The following is a 25,476-nucleotide window of genomic DNA, read 5'->3' on the forward strand; positions in this document are numbered from 1 at the left end:
TGAATATTTGAAGACTTTTAGATTTTATTCCATCCTAATCCCACCTGGTTTTGGTAGAAACGGCGTATTTTCCGGATCCTGTAAAAAAGAAACTTAAACCACATAGCATATAGATCACCAGGAGTTCCAAAGCCCAGCCGCCAAATTCATTAAGCTTGAATATATTTCCAGTTTGCGCAAGGATAATAGCCGTAAAACAGTTAGCTGCAAAGGCCAGCCCTGCCAATCTGATCCTGAATCCCAGAATGATCATCACAGGAGCAATAATTTCACCTATAAATACACCATAGGCAAGGAAGGGCGGAAGTCCCTGCTGTGCCATCATCTGTTCGATAAACCCGATGCCGTGGATGATTTTGCTGATGCCATACACCAGCATGGGAAATCCTATAGCTATTCTGGTGATAAAAATTCCTAAGTCATTGTTCTTGTTCATTGTTTTATTATTTAAAAGTTATATTTCACGAATGCCCCGATATTTTCAAGGGTCTTTTCTGCATTGTTGAACTGGTCGAAATTGGAAGCAATACCATACATCATTTTGTCTTGTTTTACTCCTAATCTGATGAATTGCAGACCTCTCGGATAGCCGCTGTTATCTATATTTCCGATCGCCAGCACACTGAAATATCCCTGAAGATTTTCTTTCAGCAGAGGGGTATATTCAAATGAGATCGATTGTTCCAGGGAAAATCCCTTCTGGTAAGTAGTTCCGATAGAGTAGGAAAGCGAATACGAAGTCCCGGTCATGCGGTATTGCGCATACAGACTGAAAAATGCACCCGGGTTTTTCATTCCGAAAGCACCATTCACATTGAATTTTTTCGAAAAACTATAGGACAGGGTATTCCTGATAAAGAAAATATTGTCCTTGTCCCGGGTGTATTCCGTATCAAATAAAGTAAGGTTATTGATCTTCAGCCGCTCATTAAGCTGATAGTTGATGTTGTGCATATACGTATAGGAACGGTGTCCCAGAACAACATCGGGAGTGTAGGAAACCTTCTGGGCTTCCAGTGTGGAAAGTGCTGTTAAAAAAGCCAGTGCCGCTGCATGTTTTGCCTTCATAATTCTACTCGTTTGAATTTCTGTGAGCAAAATTATTCAGGTCAGAACGGAATCAACTTAAGAAATCTTAAGAAACGTCGGAGAGGTGTTTTTTTCTTAAATAACTCAGGTATTCAACGGTAATTCCCAGGTAGGAAGCAATCATAAACTGAGGAAAGCGTTGCTCGATATTCCGGTAAGCTGAAATGAAATTCCTGTATTTGGTATAGGCATCAACCCTTGAGTGCTCAAAAGTTCTTTCCTGCAGGGTAACGTACGCATGCTGCATTTTAAGTCGCCAGAAATCAGAAATAGCGGGAACTTCTTTGTAAAGCAGCTCCAGGTTTTCTTTGCTGATCTGGATCACCGTAGTTTCTTCATTGGCCTGAATAAACATCCGTGACGGCTGCCCGCTCAGATAGCTGTACAGATCATTCACCCACCAGTTTTCAATGCCGAGTTGAGTTGTGTTTTCCTTTCCTTTTTCATCAAGAGAATAAGCGTAAAGGCTGCCTTTCGCGATGAAACGCATATGTTTTGAAACCTGTCCCTCGCTCAGCAGAAAGTCTTTTTTCTTCAGCGGTATGACTTCTAATGCAGGAACAATGATTTCAATATCTGCATCACTCAACGCAATGATTTCTCTGAAATGGTTTATCAACTGTGAAAATACTGGATCCATAATAAAATAAAGGTCTGCAAAGATAAGGAAACCTGGAGATACGGACTGAACAGCTACAGAAAAACGCTGTTATAGGAATAATGGTTAAGAAAGTAAAATATAGTATTTTTATACTTCAGAAATACAGCATGTTTACGAAGCTAAGAACCCATATTGAGAAAATTGTCCCGTTGAATGATGAGGAATTTGAACATATTTCATCCTTTTTCACCTGGAAAAAATATAAAAAACATCAGTTCCTGATTCAGGAAGGGGAATGGGTCCACTATAATTATTTTGTGATCAAGGGCCTGTTAAAACTGGTCTATACCGATGATACGGCAAAAGAGCATATTGTGGGATTTGCAATGGAAGACTGGTGGGAAACTGATTTTCAGGCATATTATCTGGAGACCAAAGCCTCCATGTCCCTGGAATGTGTGGAAGATACAGAAGTGCTGTGTCTCCGCCTTGAAGATTACAGAAAACTGTGTGAAGCATTTCCAAAACTGGAACATTTCTTTCTTGAAAAAGCCTATATGGGATTTATTTCCGCCCAGCAGCGGATTATCTCTTCCATGACCGTTGGGATCAAAGAACGGTACGAACAGCTGGTTGAAAAATATCCCTCGCTGGTCCAGCGTGTTCCCAAATCTCTTCTTGCAGCCTATCTTGGGGTTTCCAGAGAAACATTAAGCCGCTTATCTTCTTAAACAGTGATTTCCATCACTTCATAATCGTGACCCCTGTCACACGGATTTCTTACATTGATGAGCGAATTTTGTACCATACATTTAAAACAAAATTCAATGAGTACATTAGAAAAAAGAACAGTAAATCCATGGAAATGGCAGGAAGAAAGAAGTTATTCGCAGGCTGTGGAAGTGAAGAACGTATTTGCAACTCTGTACGTCTCCGGTCAGGCCGCTATTGATCCGGACGGAACATCAAGTGATAAGGACATGAAATCCCAGCTGGAACAGGCTATAGCCAATCTGGAAGAAGTCATCAGCACGGCAGGTTATGAGTGCAGCGGGATCGTCAGATTAAATATTTATACCACTTCTACGAAAGAACTCTGGCCTCATTTTCCAATCCTTCAGGAATGGATTGCCAAGCATAAAATTGAGCAGGCAGTAACCATGCTGGAAGTAACCGGTTTATTCGAAACTTTAAAAGTAGAGCTGGAAGCCACGGTTGTGAAATAATCTGAATTTGGCTTAAGGGGTTGATAGTTTAGGAGTGAGATAGTGAGATAGTTTATAGTTGCTGGTTTTCGGTTGCTGGCTCACTGCTATTTGCCGGTTCCTGATAATTTAGCTGAGAAGTTAGCAACCGGGAGATAATATCCTGCATCTTGGCTTTTGGCTCCTGATTCTTATAATTGAAAATTCATCATTAACATCTTCTAATCTCACCCTCAATCTTAGCCTTAACCTAAAATCTCATGTCTGTTACCCGGCATCTCATCCTGTTTCCTTATTTTTGCGGAAACTCCATAACTCATGAAGAATGTCCTAAGCTGGATATTGATTACATTTCTTACGGTTTCCCTTCTGAACAATTGTTTCAGCAACAGTGTTCAGAAGGTAACCCGCGAGAAAGCTTCGTTCCTTGCCGAACTGAGGAAATTATATTCTTCCGGAGATTCTTCACAATGGCCAAAACCGGTTCTGGATCCTGAAGCCAGACCTTATTTTTCCGAAATAGGGCATCTTCCGGACATTCAGTATCCCGCAGACAATCCTTATTCTGAAGATAAAGCAGCGTTGGGGAAAATACTCTTTTTTGATCCCAGGCTTTCCCAGTCCAACCAGATTGCCTGTGCTTCGTGCCACGACCCGGAGTTGGGCTGGTGTGATAACCGTACTTTCTCCTTTGGTCACGACAGGCAGCTGGGGACCAGAAATGCCATGAGCATCCTGAATGTAGCCTATGCACGGTCTTTATTTTGGGATGGTCGAGCCGCATCTCTTGAAGACCAGTCGGAAATGCCGATCCGCGATGTAAGGGAAATGAATGGGCATATTGACCTCGCCGCCGGGAAAATCGCAAAGATCAAAGGCTATGAAATATTGTTTGAAAAAGCGTTTGGAGATAAAAAAGTTTCAAAAGATAGGATTTCCAAAGCGATAGCTGCCTTTGAAAGAACCATAAAAAGCGGAACGACTAAATTTGATCAGTTTATTGACGGAAAAACAGATGCCTATACCGATGATGAATTGATGGGGCTGCATCTTTTCCGGACCAAAGCACAATGCATGAACTGCCACAGCTCCGGATACTTCTCCAATAATCGTTTTGAAAATATAGGAACTTCATTATTAGGCTCCAAAGAAGAAGATCTCGGCCGTTATCTGGTTAGCGGAAAAGCTGAAGATGCCGGAAGCTTCAGGGTGCCGGGCCTTCGGGAAGTCTCAAGGACAGGGCCGTGGATGCACAACGGTTCTATGACCACCCTTGCAGAAGTGATTCAATTTTATAGCAGGGGAAATCCGGAACATTCGCAGAAAAGATCAACTGTTCATAACGGAATGACACTGACTTCTGAAAAATCCGGATTCGTAAGGCTCCTGGATCTTACAGATGAAGAAATTTCTCAGCTGGAAGCATTTCTGAGAACTTTATCCTCCAAACCGGAAAGAGTACCTCCTCCGGCGCTGCCACAATAAATTTGTTGTCTTATCCCTGATTATTAATGACAAATCTGTTTTGAATGTAAAGCTTTTTCGCTACATTTATCTGTCAACAATCACCAATAATGATCAACTTATGAATATTCAGCTTTTTTCGAAAAACGCTTTGGTAGGTGCAGCTACCCAGGGAATAGGTGCTGGAATAGCTCTGGAACTGGCGAAATGCGGAGCCAATGTTACCCTAATGGCCAGAAATGAAGAGAAACTTAAACATATGATGGCTTCCCTGCCCGTCATCAGCCCGGATCAGAAACATCAGTATCTGGTGGCGGATTTTTCTGATTTTGAAGCTTATAAAAAGATGATCTCCCATTACTTTACCCATCATTCCATAGATATTCTGGTCAATAATACCAATGGACCGGAGCCGGGATTAGCACTGGAGAAAGAGGTGAATGATTATCAGAAAGCATTTGATCTCCTTTTTAAAACCGTCTGCGAGACTACACTTCTGGCCTTACCTCACATGATCCGACAGAAATACGGCCGGATCATCAATGTTTCTTCATTGTCTGTGAAAGAACCGATTGGTAACCTGTCGCTTTCCAATTCCATCCGTTCAGCCGTGATTGCATGGGCAAAGACCTTATCGATTGAAGTAGCAAAACATCAGGTGACGATCAATAATATCTTAACTGGATATTTCGATACGGAAAGGATTCAGAACCTGATCCGCCACGAATCTCAACAGACAGGGAAATCCAAAGAAGAAATCCGAAAGGGAAGAGAAAATAAAATTCCAATGAAGAGATTGGGAAGAACTGAAGAATATGGTCATCTGGCTGCTTTCCTGGCTTCGGAATATTCATCTTATCTTACCGGAACAAGTATTCCTTTGGATGGGGGATTGAATAATACTTATTAAATTATCTCTCGCAGATTATGCAGATTCTGCAGATGCTTGCGCTTATAAATTTGCATAAATCTCTGCGAATAGAAAATTTCATGTAATAATTCCCCATGGCGGGTTGTCTTACTATGTATTGAAATTACATAGTATATGAAAAACTGGTCTTTTAAAAAGTGGAATACCGTTTTAGGATGGATAATGTTCACAATTGCATTGATAACCTACGGTTCCACCATGGAACATTATCTCAGTTTCTGGGATTGTGGCGAGTACATTTCCTCTGCCGTAAAACTGGAGGTAACGCATGCTCCCGGAGCGGCCTTATTTCAGATCGTGGGTGCTGTGGCAGCCATCTTTGCTTTAGGAAATGCAGAAAATTATGCTATTGTGATTAATGCAATGTCTTCAGTTTTCAGTGCATTTACCATTTTATTCCTGTTCTGGACGATCACTCATTTTGTAAGAAGACTTTTAAACAAGGATTTTGACGAAATCACGAAACACAAGGAAATTTCAATTCTTTTCGCTGGAGCGGTGGGCGCATTATGTTTTACCTTCTCGGATACGTTCTGGTTTTCAGCAGTGGAAGGAGAGGTGTATTCCATGGCTTCAATGTTCATTGCTTTATTAGTCTGGCTAATCACCAAATGGGAAAACGAATACCTGGCAAAGGACAGTGAAAGATGGATTATCCTTATTTTCTTTGTATTAGGACTTTCAGTGGGAGTGCACATGATGTGTATGCTTGCCGTTCCGGCGGTATGTCTGGTATATTACGCAAGAAACTATAAATTCACCTGGAAAAACTTTATCTGGGCGAATGCCATTACCCTGGGCATTCTTATCATGGTGTTCAAAATTATCTTCCCATTGATTATGACGATGTTCGGAAGACTGGAAATATTCTTTGTGAACGGTCTTGGACTTCCTTTCCACTCAGGAACCATTGCAGCCTTTATTCTCATGGTCGTAATTTCTTATGTGATGATTAAATATGCCGGAAAAACTAAAAAATCTGTTTTTCAGACGGTTGCTTTGTCAGTGGTGTATATGGTGATTGGTTTTTCATGCTGGATGGTAATTCCTGTGAGAGCCAACGCGAATCCTCCGATGAACCTTAACGATCCGGATACCGCCATCGGAATGCTGGATTACTATAACAGGGAGCAATATGGTGATTGGCCTACGATATACGGACAAAACTATACCGCTTTCCTTGATGCGAACGGAATTGAAAAAAATGAAGATGGAAGTCTCAAAACCCAGAAAACAGGCGAGACCTACGAAAAAGATGAAAAAACCGGAACCTACCGAAAAACCGGTGACCGTTTCAATTATGTCTTCAGTAAATCCCAGATCAGCTTAATGCCGAGGATGTTTAATCAGGATAAAGATGTGATGGCGAACTATATTTCCATGTACGGAGCCCCCGATTTTACCTTCAATTATGACAATGAAGATGTGGCAGATAATCCGCAGGCGAAGCAGATTTTTGATGAACTGAGAACAAAATATGAAGATAAATCCATTACAGCAGCAGATTATTTAAAGGTGAAGCCTTACAACCTGATCAATGTTCAGAAGCCTTCATTGGCCCAGAATATGGATTATTTCATCACGTTCCAGAACGGGTATTATTTTGTAAGATACCTGATGTGGAATTTCGTGGGAAGACAGAATGATCTTGAAGGAAAAATGGAAAATACAAGAGGAAACTGGATCTCCGGGATTTCTTTTATAGATAACGCATTGCTTGGAAACCAGGATAAGATTCCTGCAAAATTCCAGAATGAAAGCACGGTGAAATTCTTCTTTTTACCATTAATTTTAGGACTTATTGGTTTTTTTTTCCAGTTAAACAGAGATTTTGGAAGATTCTATGCTTTACTTTCTCTATTTGTTTTAGCCAGTGTAGGGATTATTTTCTATACCGGTGTCAAGCCGTTTGAAGTGAGGGAAAGAGATTATGCGATGGTAGGTTCGTTCTATGCTTTTGCCATCTGGATCGGACTTGGAGCCGGCGCTATTTTATGGTTTATTCAGTCTAAAGTTAAATCCAACGGAGCGAACATCGCTTTAGGCGTTATTTTGTTGGGAGTACCTTTTATGATGGGTTTCCAGAATTATGTACCTCATGACCGCAGCAAAAAGTCTGCGGCGCGGGATTACGCCTTTTCATTCCTTAAATCCTTACCAAAAGATGATATTATTTTTATCTATGGAGATAACGATACATTTCCGGTTTGGGCCATCCAGGAGACGGAAAGATTCAGGGATGATGTAAAAACCGTCAATTTTACCCTTTTGGCTACTCCGTGGTATATTGATCAGGTCAGGCGGAAAACCTACAACGCAACCGGTATTCCTACCCAGCTCACTCATGAAGATTATAGGGACGGAGTAAATGATGTTGTGTATATCATGACCAAAGAAGACTGGGAAAATATTTTTTCTAAACTGAAAGAACAGGGTGTTCCTGATACGGAATTCAGGGAGTTCAGAAAATATCTTACGCAGGATTCCCTGACATTGAAGGAAGCCATTAATTTCCTTAAATTTAAATCTCCAGAAAAAGATGAGCTGTTAAAAATGTATTTCGGAGAAGAAAAATATGAAGAATACAATATTCTGCCCGTGAACAAATTCATTCTTCCGGTGAATAAAGAAAATGCACTAAAAGCAGGAATCATTACCCGGGCAGACCTTCCGAATGTAGTGAACCAAATTATGATCACCTACAAAGGAAATTCCTTGTATAAAAATAACCTGATGATGCTGGATATGCTTGCCAATTTCGACTGGAAACGTCCTGTCAACTTCTCATCAGGCGGAGTTTACGACAGCGAAAATATTTTCTATCTGGATGAATATCTGCAATTTGAAGGGTTCAGTTACAAGCTGGTTCCTATCCATACCAAACAAGGCTTAGATGGTGATATGGGTAGAGTAGATTCCAATTCTTTATACCATATAGTGAAAAACTTCAGATGGGGAAATTTCAAAGATCTGAGTATTCATTATGATGAAGCAGCTACTTCAAATATCATGAGCTACAGAATGACTGTTGGGAGGGCAGCTTCAGCACTGGTTATGAACGGACAGAAAGAGAAAGCATTGGAGATCCTGGATCTTGCCTCAAAAGAAATTCCGGCTCAGAAATACAATGACCCGCGCTCCTTAAGTGCTATGGTTACAGGATACATTATGGCGGGTCAGGAGCAAAAAGGTCTTCAGCTCGCAGAAATGCTGAAAAAAGAAATTTTTAACGAGTACGATTATTATCTGAGCTTATCTCCCGGCTTCCAGCAACAGTCGGTGAGGCAGATGAGGATGAAACCGATGGAATATTCCTTCGTAGTTTCCGCCGTTACAGATGCTTATAAAAAGCTTGGTCAAAATGGAAAAGCCTACAGCTATCTGGTGAAATCCATTGAACCGATCGATAAAAAATTCAATATCTTCATTAAAGAGCTTCAGCAGATGGGTGCGGTAAAAGCAAGGGACGAATCTGAAAATGTACAGATGATCACGCCATTCTACCAGTATTTATTTGATGTGATGCAGCCTTTTGATTCTACTTATGCTAAAAAGAAAGAAGATCAGATCACCAGGGCGATGATGAAAGTGACTCAGTAGTTTTTTTGCGGTTCCGATTTTCCCTGTGGGTTCTGATGATCGTTAAAAATCCGGTAATTGTAAGTTTTTTGAATGCCAGAGTAAAGATTTTGGAGTAATAATTAGCTTTAATTATGCGGAAATTGACCTAAAAATGAAGATTATTTCACATGTTTAGATGGTTTTACGATGTTTTATTAAGCGAAATTTTTGTATTGTTTTTGTTATCCTGATCGGGTAAATTTTCTTTTGAAATAATGGTTACTCCCCGGTCTGTGGCTTAATTGAAGGGATTTGCGAGGCTTAGGGTTTCATAAATCTGCCTGTATCAGATACTTTAATTGGTTTGGGATAAATGAAAATCTTCCCATTTTTGTGATTTTTTTGTTTTATATGTAAAATATTTTTTTATTTTTGTCTTGCAATTAAAATAATTAACAACCATGAAAAAATTAACGAAACTTAAGTTTGATAAGAAAGTTATCAACGAGTTAACGAAAGTAGAGCAGAGCTCTATCAAAGGAGGTGCAGCAGGCATGGAACAGGAAGTAGGTGTTTCTAAAGATTTTGATACTCCTACATTTAACGACAAGTGTTTTGACGGAGGATCTACAACTTTCAAAAAAGCTTGTACTTGGTGTGGTTTCTTCCACAGTACCAAGTGGTAAAAAATAGCTAACTATTTGCTGCAGATGATTTGTTTTAAGTAACAAATCATCTGTATTTTTATATGGCTATACCATCGGAAACTTTTAGCTGTTCATTTTATGAAAATCAAATTTTTTTTGGGAATTCTGATTTCGGTTGTAATCGGGATCTGGTTTTTCAGTAAAAAAAATACACCGCAGGAGCCTGTTGTCCTTTTCTACAATGCCACCGGAAATCTCCTGAAAGATTCTGTATCAGAAAGGGATAGGACACTTCTGGAATTGTGTAAAGTATGGGGTGTCCTGAAATATCATGCTGCAGAAGATGATATCCCGCCATCTTTTGATGAAGTTCTGGTAAAAGATTATGAAAATCTTACGAAAGGAAATGCAGACCTTAATGCTTTAATTTCAGAAAAGCTTAGCAAAAATCCTGATGATAAAGAATTGGCTTCTTCCTATATAGGTTTTCTGCCTGATAAAAGCTGGCTTGAAACTTCGGAAATCATTACTGCCGAGAACAAAAAAAAACTAATCAGCTATATTATAAATTCTTACAGGAATTCTGATGACAGACAGGTAAAAGCAGAACAAAACGGGGAGCTGAACTTTGAGGATGATTCCTTATGGTATGATGAAGCAAAAACAACCCCTGCAAAACGTTTTCTTTCCTTATGTAAACTTTGGAATATAGTCCGGTATTATTATCCTTACTTCAATGATATTTCAAGCACATGGAATGATGTTTTCCTGGAAATGCTGCCTTTGTTTGTTAATGCAAAAAATCAGCAGGAATACGATACGGCTGTCCGGATTTTCGGATCAAAACTAAAAGACAGTCATGTTGCCGTTAAAATGGGAGATACTGATGAGTATGACGGTAAATATGTAGGAAATGCAATTTTAAAAACGGTTGACGGAAGAACTTTTGTAACCGGTTTTATTGTAAACTCTGTTCAAAGCAGTCTGCGGAAAGGCGATGAAGTTTTGCAGATAGATGGAAAACCTGTTAATTCAATTCAGGAAAGTTTAAAAAAAATAAATTCCGGATCCAATGAAACCGTTCTGATGCGGGATATGAACAGGCTCCTGCTGCTTTCCAAAAAGAAAACTGCATTGCTTGAGGTGGCCAGACAGGGTAGGATTATTCAGATTCAGGAACATTTAACCGATATCAATACAGCTAGAAAAGTCGAAGAAAAAGAATATAAAAGCAAGGCCGGAAAGGCGGTGTCAAAACTAATCGGAAAAAATATTGGATACATAAAGATCAGTGATATTTTCTCCGGCAACTTCAGGGTTTCCTATGAGAAAATCCGCAATAGCAAAGCAATAATTTTTGACCTGCGTGCCTATCCCAATGAAATTGCGGTAGATTTTCTGAAGTATTTCGATACAAGAGCATTTCAGACCATGAACTTGTACAGGGGAGATGCTACCTATCCGGGAATGATGAGGACCATAGAAAATGAAATGCATATTCCTGAACCTAAAAAAGATGCTTATACAGGACCTGTTGTTCTTTTAACCAATGAATATACCCAAAGCCAGGGCGAAAGTATGCTTCTCGCTATGAAATCAATTAAAAATTCAGTTACTTTAGGGGACTATACTGCGGGAACCAATGGAAATGTGATGATTGTTACCCTGCCGGGAAAGATGAAGATCAGGATGAGCGGAATCGGTGTTTTGCTGCCGGATTATACTGCGACCCAGAGAACCGGGATCAGACCTGATATTCTGGTAAAGGAAAACATATCGTCTGTCATGAGAGGAGAGGATATTCAGCTGAAAGAGGCTATTAATTATATCAACAAAAAACTATGAAAACCCAACGCATTATTATGCTACTTTTAATAAGTTTCGTCACCGTAAACTTATTGATGTATTTAGACTATGAGACCGTTTCACTTTTAGAAATATACAGGAACTCCGAATCCATGATGGAAGTAGCTTTCGGAACCCTGATTCTGTTTATTGTGTTATTGGTATTTTACTATATTTTTTATCTGATCAGAAAAAAAACGAAAGATGGAAGAAATGCTGGATGAAATTAAAAACCTGATCGGAGCCTGTGAAAAAGAGGTCAAAGAAGATATTGTAGATCTTGGAATTTTTACCGGATATCCCGGACTGGCTTTATATTATTTTGAAAAATATAATCTGTTCAATGACAGTGAGGCATTTGAAAAATTTGAATATTATCTTGATCAATCGCTCAACGGGCTTCAGGAAGACAAGGTGTTCTCGCTGTGCTCAGGCTCTGTAGGCATCTATTACCTGATCTTTTACCTTACCAAAAACAAGTATTTTGAAGAGCCTGTAGAAGAATCATTCGGAGAATTCCCTGAGTATGCTGATGATCTGCTGGAATACTATGCAGGAAAAAAGAATTTTGATTATCTGCATGGTTTTATGGGAGTTCTTTTCCTGTGCCTGGAGCTGTATTCCTACAGTGAAAATGATAATTTTAAACAGAAAATAAAAGACAGGATCATCACGGTTGTCCATCTCCTGAAATCTTTATCGGTTCCGGTGGATGATGATAAAACAGCCTGGATCTCAAAAGGACTGTACAGTAAAGTGGAAGGCTTCTCATTTGGTTTCGCGCATGGAATTCCCAGTATTATAAGCCTGCTCAGTAACGTGTATGCAGCAGGAATTGAAAGAGAAACCATTAAAAAAATGCTGGATCAGTCCTATAACTTCCTCAGATCCGTACAGGGAGATTATGACGGATCAAGCTTCCCGAATTTTATTACCGTAAGAAACGGAGAACGCATTGCGACCGATAGCAGCCGCCTGGCGTGGTGTTATGGAGATCTCAGTGTGGGCATCGCGATGATGCATTACGGCAAAGCACTGGGAAATGAAGAAAGCATTGCTGAAGCTGAAAAAATACTGGTGAAAACCACCGAAAGAGAATATGGGAAAACAGGGGTTGTAGATGTATTTTTATGTCATGGAAGTTCAGGCCTGATCATGATGTATAACTATCTGTACAGAGTTACAGGAAATCCGGCCTACAAGAAAGCAACTGATTTCTGGACTCAGGATACATTAACAATTGGTAACCGTCCGGAAACCGGCATGAGAACCTGGCTGGGCAGCGAAGGCTGGATAGAGCAGGATACTATTCTGGAAGGCCGTACCGGGCTTTTGCTTCAGCTTTATGCCCTTACCCATGAACACTATAAAAACCCTTTAGAAAAACTATTTTTACTAGACCATGAACATTGAATTTATAGATAAAATGATCCTCAGGACGCCCATTGGTTCGATTGATGATCTTAAACCTATCCGTAACATTAAAGATATCTCTACAGACGGACTAGCATTTTTGAAAACTACTTTTACAGGGCATTTCAGGTTAGCTCTTTTATATGCTACGAAAAACTTATTCGAGGAAATTACGGAAGTTATAAAAACCGGAAATCTTTCTGAAAAATTATTGTTTAGCTATATCAAATATTATGTACGGTACTGCTCCAGATCTACGCCGTTCGGGCTGTTTTCCACCTATGGGGTCTGTGATCTTAAAGAAGGCTCCGAAAAATACGCTGTGGAGCTTCAGGATAGTGAGATACGCATGAGAATTAGCCTGAGTTATATCTATGAATTAAGCAGAGAGATCAGCAGTTGCAAAAATCTATGGAAATACAGCTTTTTATATCCCAACCAGACGGCTTTTCAGGTCGCCGGTAACATACGCTATAATGAGCTGTATATTAAACCTTATTCAATGAATTACAGGTTGTCGTCCGTTGAAACGAACGATGTTCTGGAATATATTTTTACAGAAAGCAAAGATGGAATTTATTTTGATGACTTGTCAGCAAAGCTTCAGCAGGAAGGCTATGAAAGTGAAGAAGTAGAAGAATATCTGTATGAACTGGTTGAAAACAATGTTTTGCTGATGGATATTTTTCCGTCACCGGCTACCAATAATTATGTCGAAGCATTCATAGAAAAATTAAAAAGGATAAAAGACAATGATGAGGTTATTTCTGTTAAAGGAGAAGAAATGACTGTTATCCAGATTATTGAAAAAATATCAAAGCTTCAGGATGATCTGAAAACGGTGATCAAAGAATCTGAGGCCGGATCATCAGAAAAACTGGAAAATTTACTTCTGAATGAAATGCAAAATGTGGATGTGACCAGTTTCAGAGATGGAACAGCGGAAATTGGCAACAAAGTTTTTCACAATGTCAAAAATACGCTTCTTTCCCTTTCTTATCTGAACTCCAGACGGAAGGAAAAAGATCCTACGCTGTCTGATTTTATTACTGAATTTAAAAACAAGTATGGAGAATCTGAATTGCCGTTTCTCCATGTAATTGATCCCGAACTGGGAATTTTTACAGACCGGGTAAGCAGTATATCAACCCCTTTTCTGGACGGGATTCTTTTCCAGACCGGAAGCGGAAGAGATTATAAATTCACCGAAGTAGATGAGTATCTGTTCAGTAAATATCAGAACGCGCTGCAGTTTGGAAAAACAGAAGTAGTCCTGACCAAGGAAGAATGCTTAAAATTCAAACCTTCCTTTTCAAGGGTTTTCAGCCAGACTTTAAACTGTAATATGACGCTGTTCAATGATGAGAAGGATCATACCACAGTAGCTCTGCATGGGGCATTCGGATCAAGCGCAGTCAACAATATGGGGCGGTTTACCCACGGCTCGGAAAAACTGCAGAAGCTTGCGGAAAAAATTGTAGAAATTGAATATTCCAATCTCCATGAATCTGTAGAATATGCCGAAATTGTAGATTTACCCAGCTTAAGACACGGAAATCTTGTGGTAAGGGAAAACTATCTGAAAGACGAAATTCTGATTAATATTCCTGCCCCGTCAGATACCAAAAAAAATACGATTAAGCTTTCTGATATCACCATTTCTGTACGCAGCGATGAAGTGATATTAAGAAATAAAAAGACCGGAAAAATCATTGTTCCGCGTCTAAGCAATTCCCATAATTTCCAGCTGCAGAACCTGTCGCATATTTACAGGTTTTTATCACTGATCCAGGTGCAGTGGGACTGCTCAATCAGCTTTTCATGGGGATTCATTGATTCATTTGCAAAATTTACACCCCGTGTGAAAATTGAAAAAGTGATCGTTAAAGAAGCAGCATGGAACCTGAACCAGACCGATCTTACCTTCTTAAAGGCAAAAGATGAAAATCTATGGTCTGAATTTAAAAAGTTTAAAGAAGAATGGAAAATTCCGGACAGCGTTTACCTTGTTGAAGGGGATAATAAACTGCTTTTTGATCTCTCTTCCGAAGTTTATGTCCGCCTTCTGGTTTCCATGATCTCGAAGAAAGTTAAAATAACGCTGGTAGAGGATTTGGTTAAAGAAAAGACCAATGTCCGGAATATGAGCCGGAAACCTTACTATTCTGAACTGATTGTCCCTGTTGTGATCCAGGACGAAATTCAGAATTTTCAGTTTAAAGATTTTTCAGAGAGCCGCTCAAAGTTATCGCCTCTCTCCGAATGTTTGTATATGAATATTTACACCGGGGAACAGCAGATGGATTCTCTCATCAGGAATGAGCTTTTTGAACTGAACGGTACATTATTTGAAAAAAATCTGATCCGTAATTTTTTCTTTATCCGCTACAACGAAAACGGAAACCATCTCAGGCTCAGGTATTTCCTGGCGGATTTTAACAGTTATAATGATTTGTTTTTCCATATCAGGGAGGCTATAGGGAAATATGTTGAACAGGATATCATCAAAGCATTTGAGATCACTACCTATCAGAGAGAGCTTGAAAGGTACGATTACGCCGGAATTGAGTTTACGGAAACCTATTTCGGAAAAGAAAGCACAATGATGATGCTTCTTCTCAGAGAGCTTGATGAAACAGGATTTGAAGAACGGTGGCTTGCCGGAATTGTTTTTATCGATAAACTGCTGGATAAATTTGCCTATACACTGGAAGGCAAAATGGAATTGTTTGCCCGCTTCAGCAGCCAGTTTAATCAGGAGTTTAATTCCAATAAAGCACTCACAAAAGTAGTGGCCGCTAAATATAAAACCAGCGAACAGATGATTCATGACTCCATAGGATTGAAAAACAGTAAATTAGAAAATGTGTATAATCTCTTTGATTCTTTCCTGAACTCTTTTTCCCTGGAGAATCTCCTGAACGAAAAAGAAATAGGGGAGCGGGATGGCTATGTAGGAAGCCTGATCCATATGTTCTTTAACAGATTACTGGTTTCCCAGCATAGAAAGCAGGAACTGGTCATTTATAATTTCATGCTGAAGTTTTATAAAACTCAGATGAATAAGACGGTAAAAGAAATATCTGTATTATAAATCATTGAAAATAGTAAAAAAGCCGCGCCGGATCGAAGATCCGGCGCGGCTTTTTTACAGCCTGTAGATTTTGCTAAAGAAGCTCATTCGCATTCATATACATTTTTATATTGCCTTCGATTTTCTGTTTTTCCAAATTCTTCTCTACCTCAGTAAATCCGATTTTCTTGTACAGTTGATAGGCCTTTTCATTTTTGTGTGCCACCTCAAGGAAAATACCGGTTCCGTTGAATCTTTTATGTGCTTCACGAATAGCAGCCCGGATCAGATCAAACCCCATATTCCTGCCTTGAAATTCCCTTTTGATATACATCTGGTAAATATTTCCGTGTGTATTGTCATCCTTTACAAAGCTGCAGATTCCTACGAGATCGGTATCGGCAAAGGCTCCCATAACAAATCTGTCATAGGTTTGATTTTCAATATCAGTTTCCAGCCTGAATTTTTCAATTCTCAGAGATTCCTGATAACTGGCACCAAAGGCTTCAGGAAATTTTTCAAGACTTTCCAGCCGGATCATTCTGTAGTTTTTACTCTCATGCGGTAAAAGTATGCGGTAACTGATATTCATTTAAATGGAATTTATTATTTTTATTTTTCGTTGCATGTCCTAAATATGTGAAAATATTTTTTAAATAAAATTATTCCTTTTAATAAAAGACAAATTATTTACTTTTTTAATTAAGAAAATTAATAAGAATCTTTCTAATTATCTTTTTGTTTTTATATTATTTATTCATTTTAAAGCGTAAATTTGTGTATATTTATAACGAAAAATTAGCAAATTTGTAAAATATATTCAATATTTACCTGTTGGCCTGGTTGAATTTTGTACCCTCCAAAAGAATAATATACCGGTAAAATAACTGACAAATATATATGAACAGCATCTTATTATGAAAAAGTTGGTAATCCGTACAATACGGGTGATTATATTATTTCTTGTTATTTCATGCAGCCGGACTTCTCCTTATGAACATACTGAAGATTTTGATGTGCCTCTACTGAAAAAGAATCATGTGATGAATTCGTCAGGTGATTTTGAAGCTCTTGTTAAGCTTAACGGAGAATACTTTAAAAAAGCGGGAAAATTAGATTACGAAGGAGGTAAAGGCTTGTGTTTTCTCAATGTTGCGAATGCCAATTCTACGGAAGGAAACTATAAAAGAGCACAAAGTCTTTTAAACAAAGCTGGAGAACATCTTAAGAAGAGGGAGAACAATTTTCACCATGCAAAATTTTATGACGGCTATGCAGATTATTATTCACACCTTAAACAATACGATAAAGCCATTGCCTACAGCGATTCTGCACTGTATTCTTTGAAAAAAACACCCGGTTTAAAACTTAAAAAAGAACTTTTACCCAGAGTTTATATTAACAGGGGAACCTACTTCGCGTGGAAAGGATGGTTGGGGACCTCTTTGAAATGTTTTCAGAAGGGGAATCAACTGGAAAATTCGGCATACTCCAATTGTATGGTTGCTCAATATTATCTCTACACCCAAAAACTGGATTCAGCGGGTGAGTATGCCTTACGTGCAGAAAGAATGATTAACCAAACGACAACTGATATTGAAAAGCAGTGGGTATACTATACGATTGGGTATTATTACAATCAGATCAACCAATACGATAAAGCTGAGAAAATGCTGAATAAAGTGTTGGAAATGAGTGCGAAGACACGGTCTGTTTATTCATTTCATATAAAAGAGGTCTATAATGCCCTGGCAGATGTTTATAAAAAGAAAAACAACAAGGAAAAAGCCTATTTCTACCTGAAAAAATACCTTGAAGAAGACAGCCGGCTGAATGAAGCGCGTTTTTCAGCGATTAACAAGACAACAGATGATTTTATCCTGGAATCTAAAAAAGAACATGGAAAACGTGAAAATGAGCTGTGGACTATCATCATTTTATCCGTAATTATCTTTGCAGTATCCGGGGTATTGATCTGGAAGAATATAAAACATCAGCAACTTAAGAAAATAAGTTTAAAAACTGAAACAGAAACCCTTAAGAGTCAGGTGCACGAAAAGAAGCTTCAGGAAGTTATTGAATTGGCCAGAAACAATGATTCCTCATTCCTGATGAAATTTAAAGAACTCTATCCAGGTTTTATCAGCAGGCTGCTGGCCATCAATCCGGATTTTGAAAATTCCGAGCTGGCCTTCTGTGCATTGCTGAAACTGCATTTTACCTCCAAGGAAATTGCAGATTATACTTTTGTACAGCACAAATCTATCCAGCAGAAAAAATACAGACTGAGGAAAAAACTTCAGCTGGAAGGAGATCAGGATATTTATGAATTTCTCGATAATTTAGGAAAACTTACCGACGAACAAAATTGAAAGAGTAAATTTTACGTTTTAGGAATAGATTTTGAAAGCTCTACCGGTATTCAGAAACACTTATAATTAATATTAGAAACGGACATGATACGCTGTTTTATTTTTGCTTTGCTCTTTTTTTTGACCTCTTGCAGTAAGGATTTTCATAATCAGTATGAAAAGGATTTTGATAGTCCACTGCTTACGCAAAATGAAAAGCTGCGTCTTTCCGGTAATTATGACGCGCTTATACGGCTTAATAAAAACTATTATCAAAAAGCGGATAAGTTAGACTATGATGAAGGTAAAGCGCTGTGTTATATTAATTTAGCTAATATTTATGTTTCGCTGGAAAACTACCCGAAGGCACAGGTTCTTTTTAATAAGGCCGATAAGATTCTTCAAAATTCAAAAAGTAACGCTCACAGGGCTAAATTTTGTGCAGACTACGGCTATTTTCAATTTGTCCTTAGGCGCCGTGACCAGGCCTTCCAATATAACCGTTTGGGGTTGGAATACATAAAAAGTGTGCCGGAATCTCAGTTTCGGAATGATATACTCTTTAGAATTTATTACAGACGTGCAGATTATCTTTATTGGAAAAAAGAATATTTTCCTGCTATTGAATATTTTCGGATGGCAGGAAAACTGGATAGCACAGGACGGATAGATTGTGCTATAGGAGACGTATACCTGTATGGATTGAAAGAAATGGATTCTGCCCGCATCTATCTCTCCCGGATTGCAGAGAAATCGAACAGGGAAGGAAGGATAGACGGAGTGGCCTTAAATGCCAATACTGTTTTGGGAGAATATTATATGATCAACCATCAATATCCCGAGGCTGAAAAATACTTTAATAAAGCGTTGGAAATCAATGATAAAACAAAATTTATCTTTGCCCAGTATACCAAATATATTTACACCGATCTCAAATCCCTCTACGAACAGATGGGAAATAAGGAAAAAGCACTTTTCTATCTGCAGGCGTATACGTATGAAAAGAACAAATCTGATACGGCACTTTTCAAAGCGATTAATAACGACGTGGAGAAATTTATTTCAGATGTGGAAAAAGATTCCAGAAGCCACAGGAATAAGGTTTTGTTATTGTGCAGTGCTGCGGTAGTGCTTCTTTTTCTACTGGGGATTTATGTATGGAATATCAGTACACGCCTTAAACAGAAAAAGAAACTTCTTAGAGATGAGGCCGAGAAACTGAAAAACCAGATCCATGACACCAGCCAGGAAAAGGTGATAGAGCTGGCAAAAAAGAATGATCCTTCCTTTTTGCAGATCTTTAAAAAAGCCTATCCGGGTTTCATTGAGAAGGTTCTGGAGATTAATCCTGATCTTGAAAACACTGACCTGGTTTTTTGTGCGATGCTAAAACTTCATTTTACATCCAAAGAAATCGCCGGTTATACTTTTGTACAGCCCAGATCTGTCCAGCAGAAAAAATACAGATTGAGAAAAAAACTGAACATCCCTACAGAAACAGATATCTATCAGTTTTTTGACAATTTTACCTGACCGGCAGCATGCTCCGTTTTTATTTTTCACCTGCTTCTCTGTAATCGTTTCCGGAAATAAAAAAAACTGCCTGATTATACCAGACAGCTCTCGAAATATTTTTTTTCATCAATACTGAAAACCTATTTCATCACTTGATGTTTGTAGTTTCAAATTTGCGTTTTTTATTACAAAACACGAAAAAATATTATACTACACACGTACTACACTATGATTTTTTTAAACTTTTTGTTAGTTTGTAGTTAATTTTTACGTGTGAACAAAATCAGCTTATCTTATTGAATTTTAGAGATATATTATTGATTTGTGTGCGGATTACTGCAGTTCCAGCTTCTATTTAGAAAATTAAACAGACTCAGGTAATCAGTCTTTCCATTTTTTTAACATTGAAAAAAATATTCTTTAGGTAGTACACAAGTAGCATGTTACTTTTTGGCTGCAATTTTTAGATTTCAGAATTTTGAAGTGGATGATTTGTTCAAATGATCGTCGTGAGTAAAAAAATTAGATTGAGCTGCCCGGTATTGCCGGGTGGCTTTTTAGTACCCCGAATAAAGGACATGTTAAATCCTCGAATAATCTTGAAAGTGAGCATTAAATGAGTATAAAAAATATCACTGTAAATGGGAATTATGTTAAATGAATTCACATTGGTTCTGTTTTTAATTTGTTGATTTTTAAATCATTAAAGCATTGAAGTATCTGAGTAGTATGTGGTTTTATATGACTTTTAATAGAGTAATAATAGTTTTGTCTTTGTAAGCGGATCTGTATTTTTAATGCATTCATGATAAACAAAACAGTAGAATGATGAATTTTTATTTGTGTTGTGCTGAATTTCATGTGAATTGATAAAAAGTTCCCGTTTCTTAAGTTACACTAAATAAGTTGAACGAACTATAATATACTATCTGTTTTATGAAAAAAAGAATTTTATTAGTGGGCGTTTTGGCCGCAGGATTTACATCTGTTTACGGTCAGCGCTGGGAGCCGGCCAGACAGAGAACTTCTGAAATCAGAAAGAATGTGGAGATTAAGCAGGCATACAATGTGGATATTACATCGCTTAGAAATCTTCTGAAAGACGCGGTAGAAACCGGAAAAGGAGCAAAGCCTGTAATTATTTCCTTACCGACTGCCGAAGGGAAAATTGAAAAATTTGCAGTCTACAGTAATCCTGTCATGGAAAAATCTCTGGCAGACAGATATCAGCTGGGTTCCTATGTAGGTGCAGGAATAGATGATCCTTCCAAATATGTAAGGTTCAGTACTTCTCCTACAGATATGCAGTCTATGATTATTAAAGATGGCGTATTTCAGTTTATAGAGCCTATCTCTGCAGATAAAAAGACTTATGGGGTTTTCTATAAAACAAAAAAAACCGTCGGGGAGCATGGTTTTGAATGTGGTACAGGGGAAAGAGATTTAAAAGACATAAAACTTCTGGAAGAGAACGGAAAAAAAAATCTTTCTAATGTAGGTATTACCAGCAGACCTGCCAGTACAAAATACAGAACATACAGATTGGCCATATCCGTAACAGGTGAATATACACAGTTTCACGGAGGCACACCGGCCGGGGCACTTACTGCCATAAATAATACCATGAGCCGTGTGAATGGAATCTATGAAAAAGATTTTGGAATTCATTTAACCGTTCAGGACTTACCGGCAATCATTTATACCAATGCTGCTACTGATCCCTATTCAGATTCCGGGCCGGGTGTAGATGATTACTTGTGGAGTAGTGAACTGGCAACTAATTTAAGCACCAATGTGGGAAGTGGATTATTTGACATCGGCCACTTGTTCGGAGCTTCAGGAGGAGGCGGTATGGCAGGATGCATAGGATGTGTGTGCAGTGACGATACTGCGCTGGACGGTGACGGAATTCCTTCCAATTACAAAGGCGCGGGATTTACTTCTCCTGCAGACGATGTGCCACAGGGAGATTCATTCGATATAGATTATGTTGCTCATGAAATGGGACATCAGTTTGGTGGAAACCATACCTTTTCACATAATTCTGAAAACAGCATGGCAAATGTTGAGCCGGGCGGAGGAACTACGATCATGGCTTACGCAGGAATTACCCACGATAATGTACAGATGGTAAGTAACCCTTATTTCCATTACAAAAGTATTGACCAGATCATGACCAATATGGAAGGGAAAGCAGGGTGCGGAGTTGCCGTAGATATTACCAACAATACAGCACCGGTTATTTCTCCGCTTACTGCTTATACAATTCCGAAAGGAACAGCTTATTACCTGGATGCAACAGCAGTGGATGCCGAAGGAGATGCTGTAAAATACACATGGGAGCAGAATAATTCTGTAAACACGCAGGCAACGATTTCCGGAGACAGTGGCTGGGGCTACAATACCCAAGGGGCTTTAGCCAGATCTTTTACAGGCACAGCCGCAGGAAGAAGATATTTCCCTAAAATGGAAACAGTAATGAACGGTTCTCTGACGAACAAACAAGACTGGGAAACTGTTTCTTATATTCCTAGAGCACTCAATTACGCACTAACCGTAAGGGATGAGAATGCGCAGCGTCCCATGCACTCTTCGGCGGAAATTGCACTTACTGTAGGAAACGATGGGCCATTCAAATTTAATGGACTTACAACTGCAACCGTTTTGTATAATAATGCATCCAACACCATCAGCTGGGATCCTGCCAATACCAATGCAGCCCCATATAATGTAACCAATGTAAAAATTGATTATACAGCTGACAACGGAACAACATGGACAGATCTTGCAGCTTCTGTACCTAATACAGGAAGTTATGCAGTTCAGATGCCTGCAAGTCTTACCGGTGCCGTTAAGCTTAGAATATCTGCATTAGGAAATGTGTTTTATGCAGTGTCACCCGCCATAACAGTAGGAACAGCTCCAACTTCTGCAGGAGCACCTACAGGAGTTTCTTCCATCGATAAGGAAATTTTCAAAACAACTGCCAGAATATCTTGGAACAGTGTACCAGGAGCAAATACCTATTCAGTAAATTACAGAAAACAAGGTGAAACGAACTGGCAAAATGTTTCAAGCCCTACAAATTCTATCGTACTGACCAATCTTGAAGATGAGAAGAATTATGAAGTAAGGGTAGCAGCTGTAGTAAATAGCGTAACCGGAGATTTCTCAGCAGATTATGCCTTCAAAACCAAAGGCTTATTGACTGGAGTAGATTATTGCATACTGAATTCAGGAAAATCAGATTATGCAGCGGTAAGAAGTATTAAAGTTGCTAATGTTGATTATCAGGATGCTACGTTCAGGTCTTATAAAGATCTGAGTACAGATCTTACCAAAACGATCAATCTGACTAAAGGTACAGCATACACCGCGGAAACAAGTATTCTTTCATCTCCGGGATATGGAGGAAGGTCTGTTAATGCATCTGTATGGATTGATTATAACAGAAACGGAGTATTTGAAACTTCAGAAAAAGTAGGGCAGGTAGCAGGTGGATTTCAAAATGGTCCTTCCGTTATCACCGGGTTAAACATTCCCTTTACGGTACCCGCTACAGCCTATGCAGGAGATAAACTGCTGCGAATGAGAATCGTTGTCAAAAATGGAACCGGAGCATTAGCTAATATTTGTGGTTCAATTGCAGGAGGCGGCATTATGGATCTTCCTGTAAGAATCACAAGTGCATTGGCTGTAAACGAAGTGAACAATACAAAATCAGAACTCTCCATTTATCCGAATCCTGCTGATACCTATGTAGAAGTGAAGAACATCAAAGGAAAAGCAGATTACAAAATCTACAGTGCAGATGGAAGGCTGGCTCAGGAAGGAAAACTGGATGGGCAAAGAATAAATGTAGCAGCATTGGTAAAAGGAGTGTATGTGATCTCAGTAACAAGTGAGACCGATACGTTCAGCACCAAGCTGATCAAAAAATAAAAGTGAGATGCTTATTAATGAAAGGCAGGTGATTGGTCTGTCCTGAATAAAAGCGAAATTTCATGGTACCTTTTGTAACGAAAGAGTCCGGTATTCCGGACTCTTTCTATTTTTATACGTTCTTAATCAATCGGTTCCCAAAGTTGGATTTTGTTTCCTTCAAGATCAAGAATGTGAATGAATTTCCCGTAATCATACGTTTCAATGCTGTCTACAATCGTTACATTTTCCTTTTTCAGTTCTTCTACAAGTGCTTCCAGATTATCTACCCTGTAGTTGATCATAAAATCCTTCTCAGAAGGTTCGAAGTATTTTGTGGTCTCGGAAAAAGGGGCCCACTGGGTCAGTCCTTTTTTAGAAGGATCTTCACTTTCACGCCATTCAAAGCTGGTGCCGTAAGGGCTTGTTTCAAGGCCCAGATGGGTTTTATACCATTCATTCATAGCGCCCGGATCTTTTGATTTGAAAAGGATACCTCCGATTCCTGTTACTTTTTTCATGTCTATTTTTTTAATCGTTAGAATATAGGATAATGGAAATTTGATTTTTATTTCCTACTGTTTTCAAATATATGTAAAACTTTTTCATCAGACTCTTCTTTTGATTTTAAATTATTAATGACCTGTATACCATAATACAAATTGAAAAGCTATTGATTTACAGGGTTGTAAAAGATCCTGTTCAGATAGATGAAAAAAGTATTTGGGGGTAATTTCCTGAAATGCTTACATTTGGACCTAACCAGATCATTTATGAAAAAAAATATACTAACCCTTTTCGGTTGCATGGGAATATTTCTGTCCGTCTTTTTGGCCGGAAGCTGTTCAAAAGAAGAAAAAAAACAGGAACCTGTACAGAAAAATATCTCACCAACGACTGCCGTAAACGTGCCTGAGTCCGCCGGAAACTTTATTGAAACTAAAAAAGACGTAACAGATTTTGTTCCGGAAGGCTATACTATTTTTGAGAAAAAGTTTGGAAATCTGAACAAAGACGGCACAGAAGACTGTATGCTCATCATCAAAAAAGTAGATCCGGCGAATATCGTGACCGATGAACATCGCGGAAAGCTGGATATGAACCGCCGCGGCCTCATTATTTTATTTAAGAAAAACGACGGCTATGAACTTGCCTCCAAAAACTACAGCTGTTTCTCTTCAGAAAACGAAGAAGGAGGGGTCTACTATGCCCCGGAACTGGATGTTTATGCTGAGAAAGAAAAGCTCTATATTCATTATGCCCATGGCAGATATGGCTACTGGACCTACACTTTCAGGTATGGAAATTCAGATTTTGAGCTGATAGGCTATGATGGCAGTTCAAATTCAGGTCCAAGGGTAAACAGCGCCACCAGTATCAATTTTTTAACAGGAAAACGGCTTGACAGGACAAACGTTAATGAAGGGGCAGAAGGCGGTGATGAAGTATATGAAGATACCTGGAAAAAAGAGAAACCTACAAAGCTGATGACCCTTTCAGAGATCAAAGATTTTGACGAGCTGGATTTTTTGGAAGACTAATCTGATTTATGAGATTAAAAAGATGATTATAAGATTCCCGCAGATCAGGCTGATTATGCAGATTTTAAAATTGAAAACAAAGAGATTAAGCCTGCTTAATCGAACCAATTGAAAATTGATTCCCTCTTTGCTATCTTGAAATATACATTAATATTAACCTTCGTTATAAAACTTATTGTACTTGTGAACTGATTCTCACTTGTAACTCCAAACGGAGTTTAAAATAAATAATCCTTAGACCAATGGGTAACTCATGGTAATTTATAGTTAAAAAGATCTGCGGAAATCCGTGTAGATATGTGGTGAAAAAAATCTGCTT

General features: G+C 38.7%; 19 protein-coding genes. 14 read left to right on the forward strand and 5 right to left on the reverse strand.

The genetic code is table 11. The annotated features are described in order from the left end of the window. Positions 1-34 precede the first annotated feature (34 nt). The 3 genes from B7E04_RS11865 to B7E04_RS11875 form a co-directional block, all read right to left on the reverse strand. Complete coding sequence (locus tag B7E04_RS11865) at positions 35-436, reverse strand: DoxX family protein (protein ID WP_080778850.1); 402 nt, start codon at positions 434-436, stop codon at positions 35-37. A gap of 11 nt (positions 437-447) precedes the next feature. Continuing rightward, positions 448-1,068, reverse strand: coding sequence for a hypothetical protein (locus B7E04_RS11870; protein WP_080778851.1), 621 nt, complete (start codon positions 1,066-1,068; stop codon positions 448-450). A 67-nt stretch (positions 1,069-1,135) separates the two neighbouring features. After that, a complete protein-coding gene (locus B7E04_RS11875; protein WP_080778852.1) occupies positions 1,136-1,729 on the reverse strand; it encodes a Crp/Fnr family transcriptional regulator in 594 nt (197 codons plus the stop codon). 128 nt (positions 1,730-1,857) lie between these two features. Here B7E04_RS11875 and B7E04_RS11880 point away from each other — a divergent pair, with 128 nt between their 5' ends. The 10 genes from B7E04_RS11880 (at position 1,858) to B7E04_RS11920 (ending at position 15,850) form a co-directional block, all read left to right on the forward strand. Further along, complete coding sequence (locus B7E04_RS11880; protein ID WP_080778853.1) at positions 1,858-2,421, forward strand: Crp/Fnr family transcriptional regulator; 564 nt, start codon at positions 1,858-1,860, stop codon at positions 2,419-2,421. Between the two features lie 96 nt (positions 2,422-2,517). After that, positions 2,518-2,916, forward strand: a complete 399-nt coding sequence (locus B7E04_RS11885; protein ID WP_080778854.1) for a RidA family protein — start codon at positions 2,518-2,520, stop codon at positions 2,914-2,916. A gap of 297 nt (positions 2,917-3,213) precedes the next feature. Beyond that, positions 3,214-4,380, forward strand: a complete 1,167-nt coding sequence (locus B7E04_RS11890; protein WP_080778855.1) for a cytochrome-c peroxidase — start codon at positions 3,214-3,216, stop codon at positions 4,378-4,380. Positions 4,381-4,480: 100 nt separating this feature from the next. Continuing rightward, the gene (locus tag B7E04_RS11895; protein WP_080778856.1) at positions 4,481-5,269 is read left to right on the forward strand and encodes an SDR family oxidoreductase; all 789 of its coding nucleotides are present in this window, start codon (positions 4,481-4,483) and stop codon (positions 5,267-5,269) included. A 135-nt stretch (positions 5,270-5,404) separates the two neighbouring features. Next, a complete protein-coding gene (locus B7E04_RS11900; protein ID WP_080778857.1) occupies positions 5,405-8,890 on the forward strand; it encodes a glycosyltransferase family 117 protein in 3,486 nt (1,161 codons plus the stop codon). 422 nt (positions 8,891-9,312) lie between these two features. Beyond that, entirely contained in the window at positions 9,313-9,537 is a 225-nt protein-coding gene (locus B7E04_RS11905) for a hypothetical protein (RefSeq protein WP_080778858.1), read from the forward strand. A gap of 99 nt (positions 9,538-9,636) precedes the next feature. Beyond that, positions 9,637-11,343 carry a S41 family peptidase gene (locus tag B7E04_RS11910; RefSeq protein WP_080778859.1) on the forward strand — a complete coding sequence of 569 codons (1,707 nt, stop codon included), beginning with the start codon at positions 9,637-9,639 and terminating at the stop codon, positions 11,341-11,343. Between the two features lie 17 nt (positions 11,344-11,360). Beyond that, positions 11,361-11,567 carry a hypothetical protein gene (locus tag B7E04_RS21955; protein WP_165439437.1) on the forward strand — a complete coding sequence of 69 codons (207 nt, stop codon included), beginning with the start codon at positions 11,361-11,363 and terminating at the stop codon, positions 11,565-11,567. Beyond that, on the forward strand, positions 11,548-12,756 hold the full coding sequence (locus B7E04_RS11915) for a lanthionine synthetase C family protein (RefSeq protein ID WP_080778860.1): 1,209 nt from the start codon (positions 11,548-11,550) through the stop codon (positions 12,754-12,756). Before B7E04_RS21955 ends, B7E04_RS11915 begins: the two co-directional genes overlap by 20 nt. After that, positions 12,746-15,850, forward strand: coding sequence for a lantibiotic dehydratase (locus B7E04_RS11920; RefSeq protein WP_080778861.1), 3,105 nt, complete (start codon positions 12,746-12,748; stop codon positions 15,848-15,850). Before B7E04_RS11915 ends, B7E04_RS11920 begins: the two co-directional genes overlap by 11 nt. A gap of 73 nt (positions 15,851-15,923) precedes the next feature. Here B7E04_RS11920 and B7E04_RS11925 read toward each other — a convergent pair whose 3' ends face one another. After that, positions 15,924-16,421, reverse strand: a complete 498-nt coding sequence (locus tag B7E04_RS11925; RefSeq protein WP_080778862.1) for a GNAT family N-acetyltransferase — start codon at positions 16,419-16,421, stop codon at positions 15,924-15,926. Between the two features lie 325 nt (positions 16,422-16,746). Here B7E04_RS11925 and B7E04_RS11930 point away from each other — a divergent pair, with 325 nt between their 5' ends. The 3 genes from B7E04_RS11930 (at position 16,747) to B7E04_RS11940 (ending at position 23,637) form a co-directional block, all read left to right on the forward strand. Beyond that, positions 16,747-18,201 carry a tetratricopeptide repeat protein gene (locus B7E04_RS11930; RefSeq protein ID WP_080778863.1) on the forward strand — a complete coding sequence of 485 codons (1,455 nt, stop codon included), beginning with the start codon at positions 16,747-16,749 and terminating at the stop codon, positions 18,199-18,201. Positions 18,202-18,285: 84 nt separating this feature from the next. Next, the gene (locus tag B7E04_RS11935) at positions 18,286-19,713 is read left to right on the forward strand and encodes a tetratricopeptide repeat protein (protein ID WP_139785391.1); all 1,428 of its coding nucleotides are present in this window, start codon (positions 18,286-18,288) and stop codon (positions 19,711-19,713) included. Positions 19,714-20,631: 918 nt separating this feature from the next. Next, a complete protein-coding gene (locus tag B7E04_RS11940; RefSeq protein ID WP_080778865.1) occupies positions 20,632-23,637 on the forward strand; it encodes a reprolysin-like metallopeptidase in 3,006 nt (1,001 codons plus the stop codon). Between the two features lie 122 nt (positions 23,638-23,759). Here B7E04_RS11940 and B7E04_RS11945 read toward each other — a convergent pair whose 3' ends face one another. After that, positions 23,760-24,137, reverse strand: a complete 378-nt coding sequence (locus B7E04_RS11945) for a VOC family protein (RefSeq protein ID WP_062652356.1) — start codon at positions 24,135-24,137, stop codon at positions 23,760-23,762. Between the two features lie 252 nt (positions 24,138-24,389). Here B7E04_RS11945 and B7E04_RS11950 point away from each other — a divergent pair, with 252 nt between their 5' ends. Further along, complete coding sequence (locus B7E04_RS11950; protein ID WP_139785392.1) at positions 24,390-25,157, forward strand: hypothetical protein; 768 nt, start codon at positions 24,390-24,392, stop codon at positions 25,155-25,157. The last annotated feature ends 319 nt before the right edge of the window (positions 25,158-25,476 follow it).

This window comes from Chryseobacterium phocaeense (genome assembly GCF_900169075.1).
GTDB classification, from domain to species: domain Bacteria; phylum Bacteroidota; class Bacteroidia; order Flavobacteriales; family Weeksellaceae; genus Chryseobacterium; species Chryseobacterium phocaeense.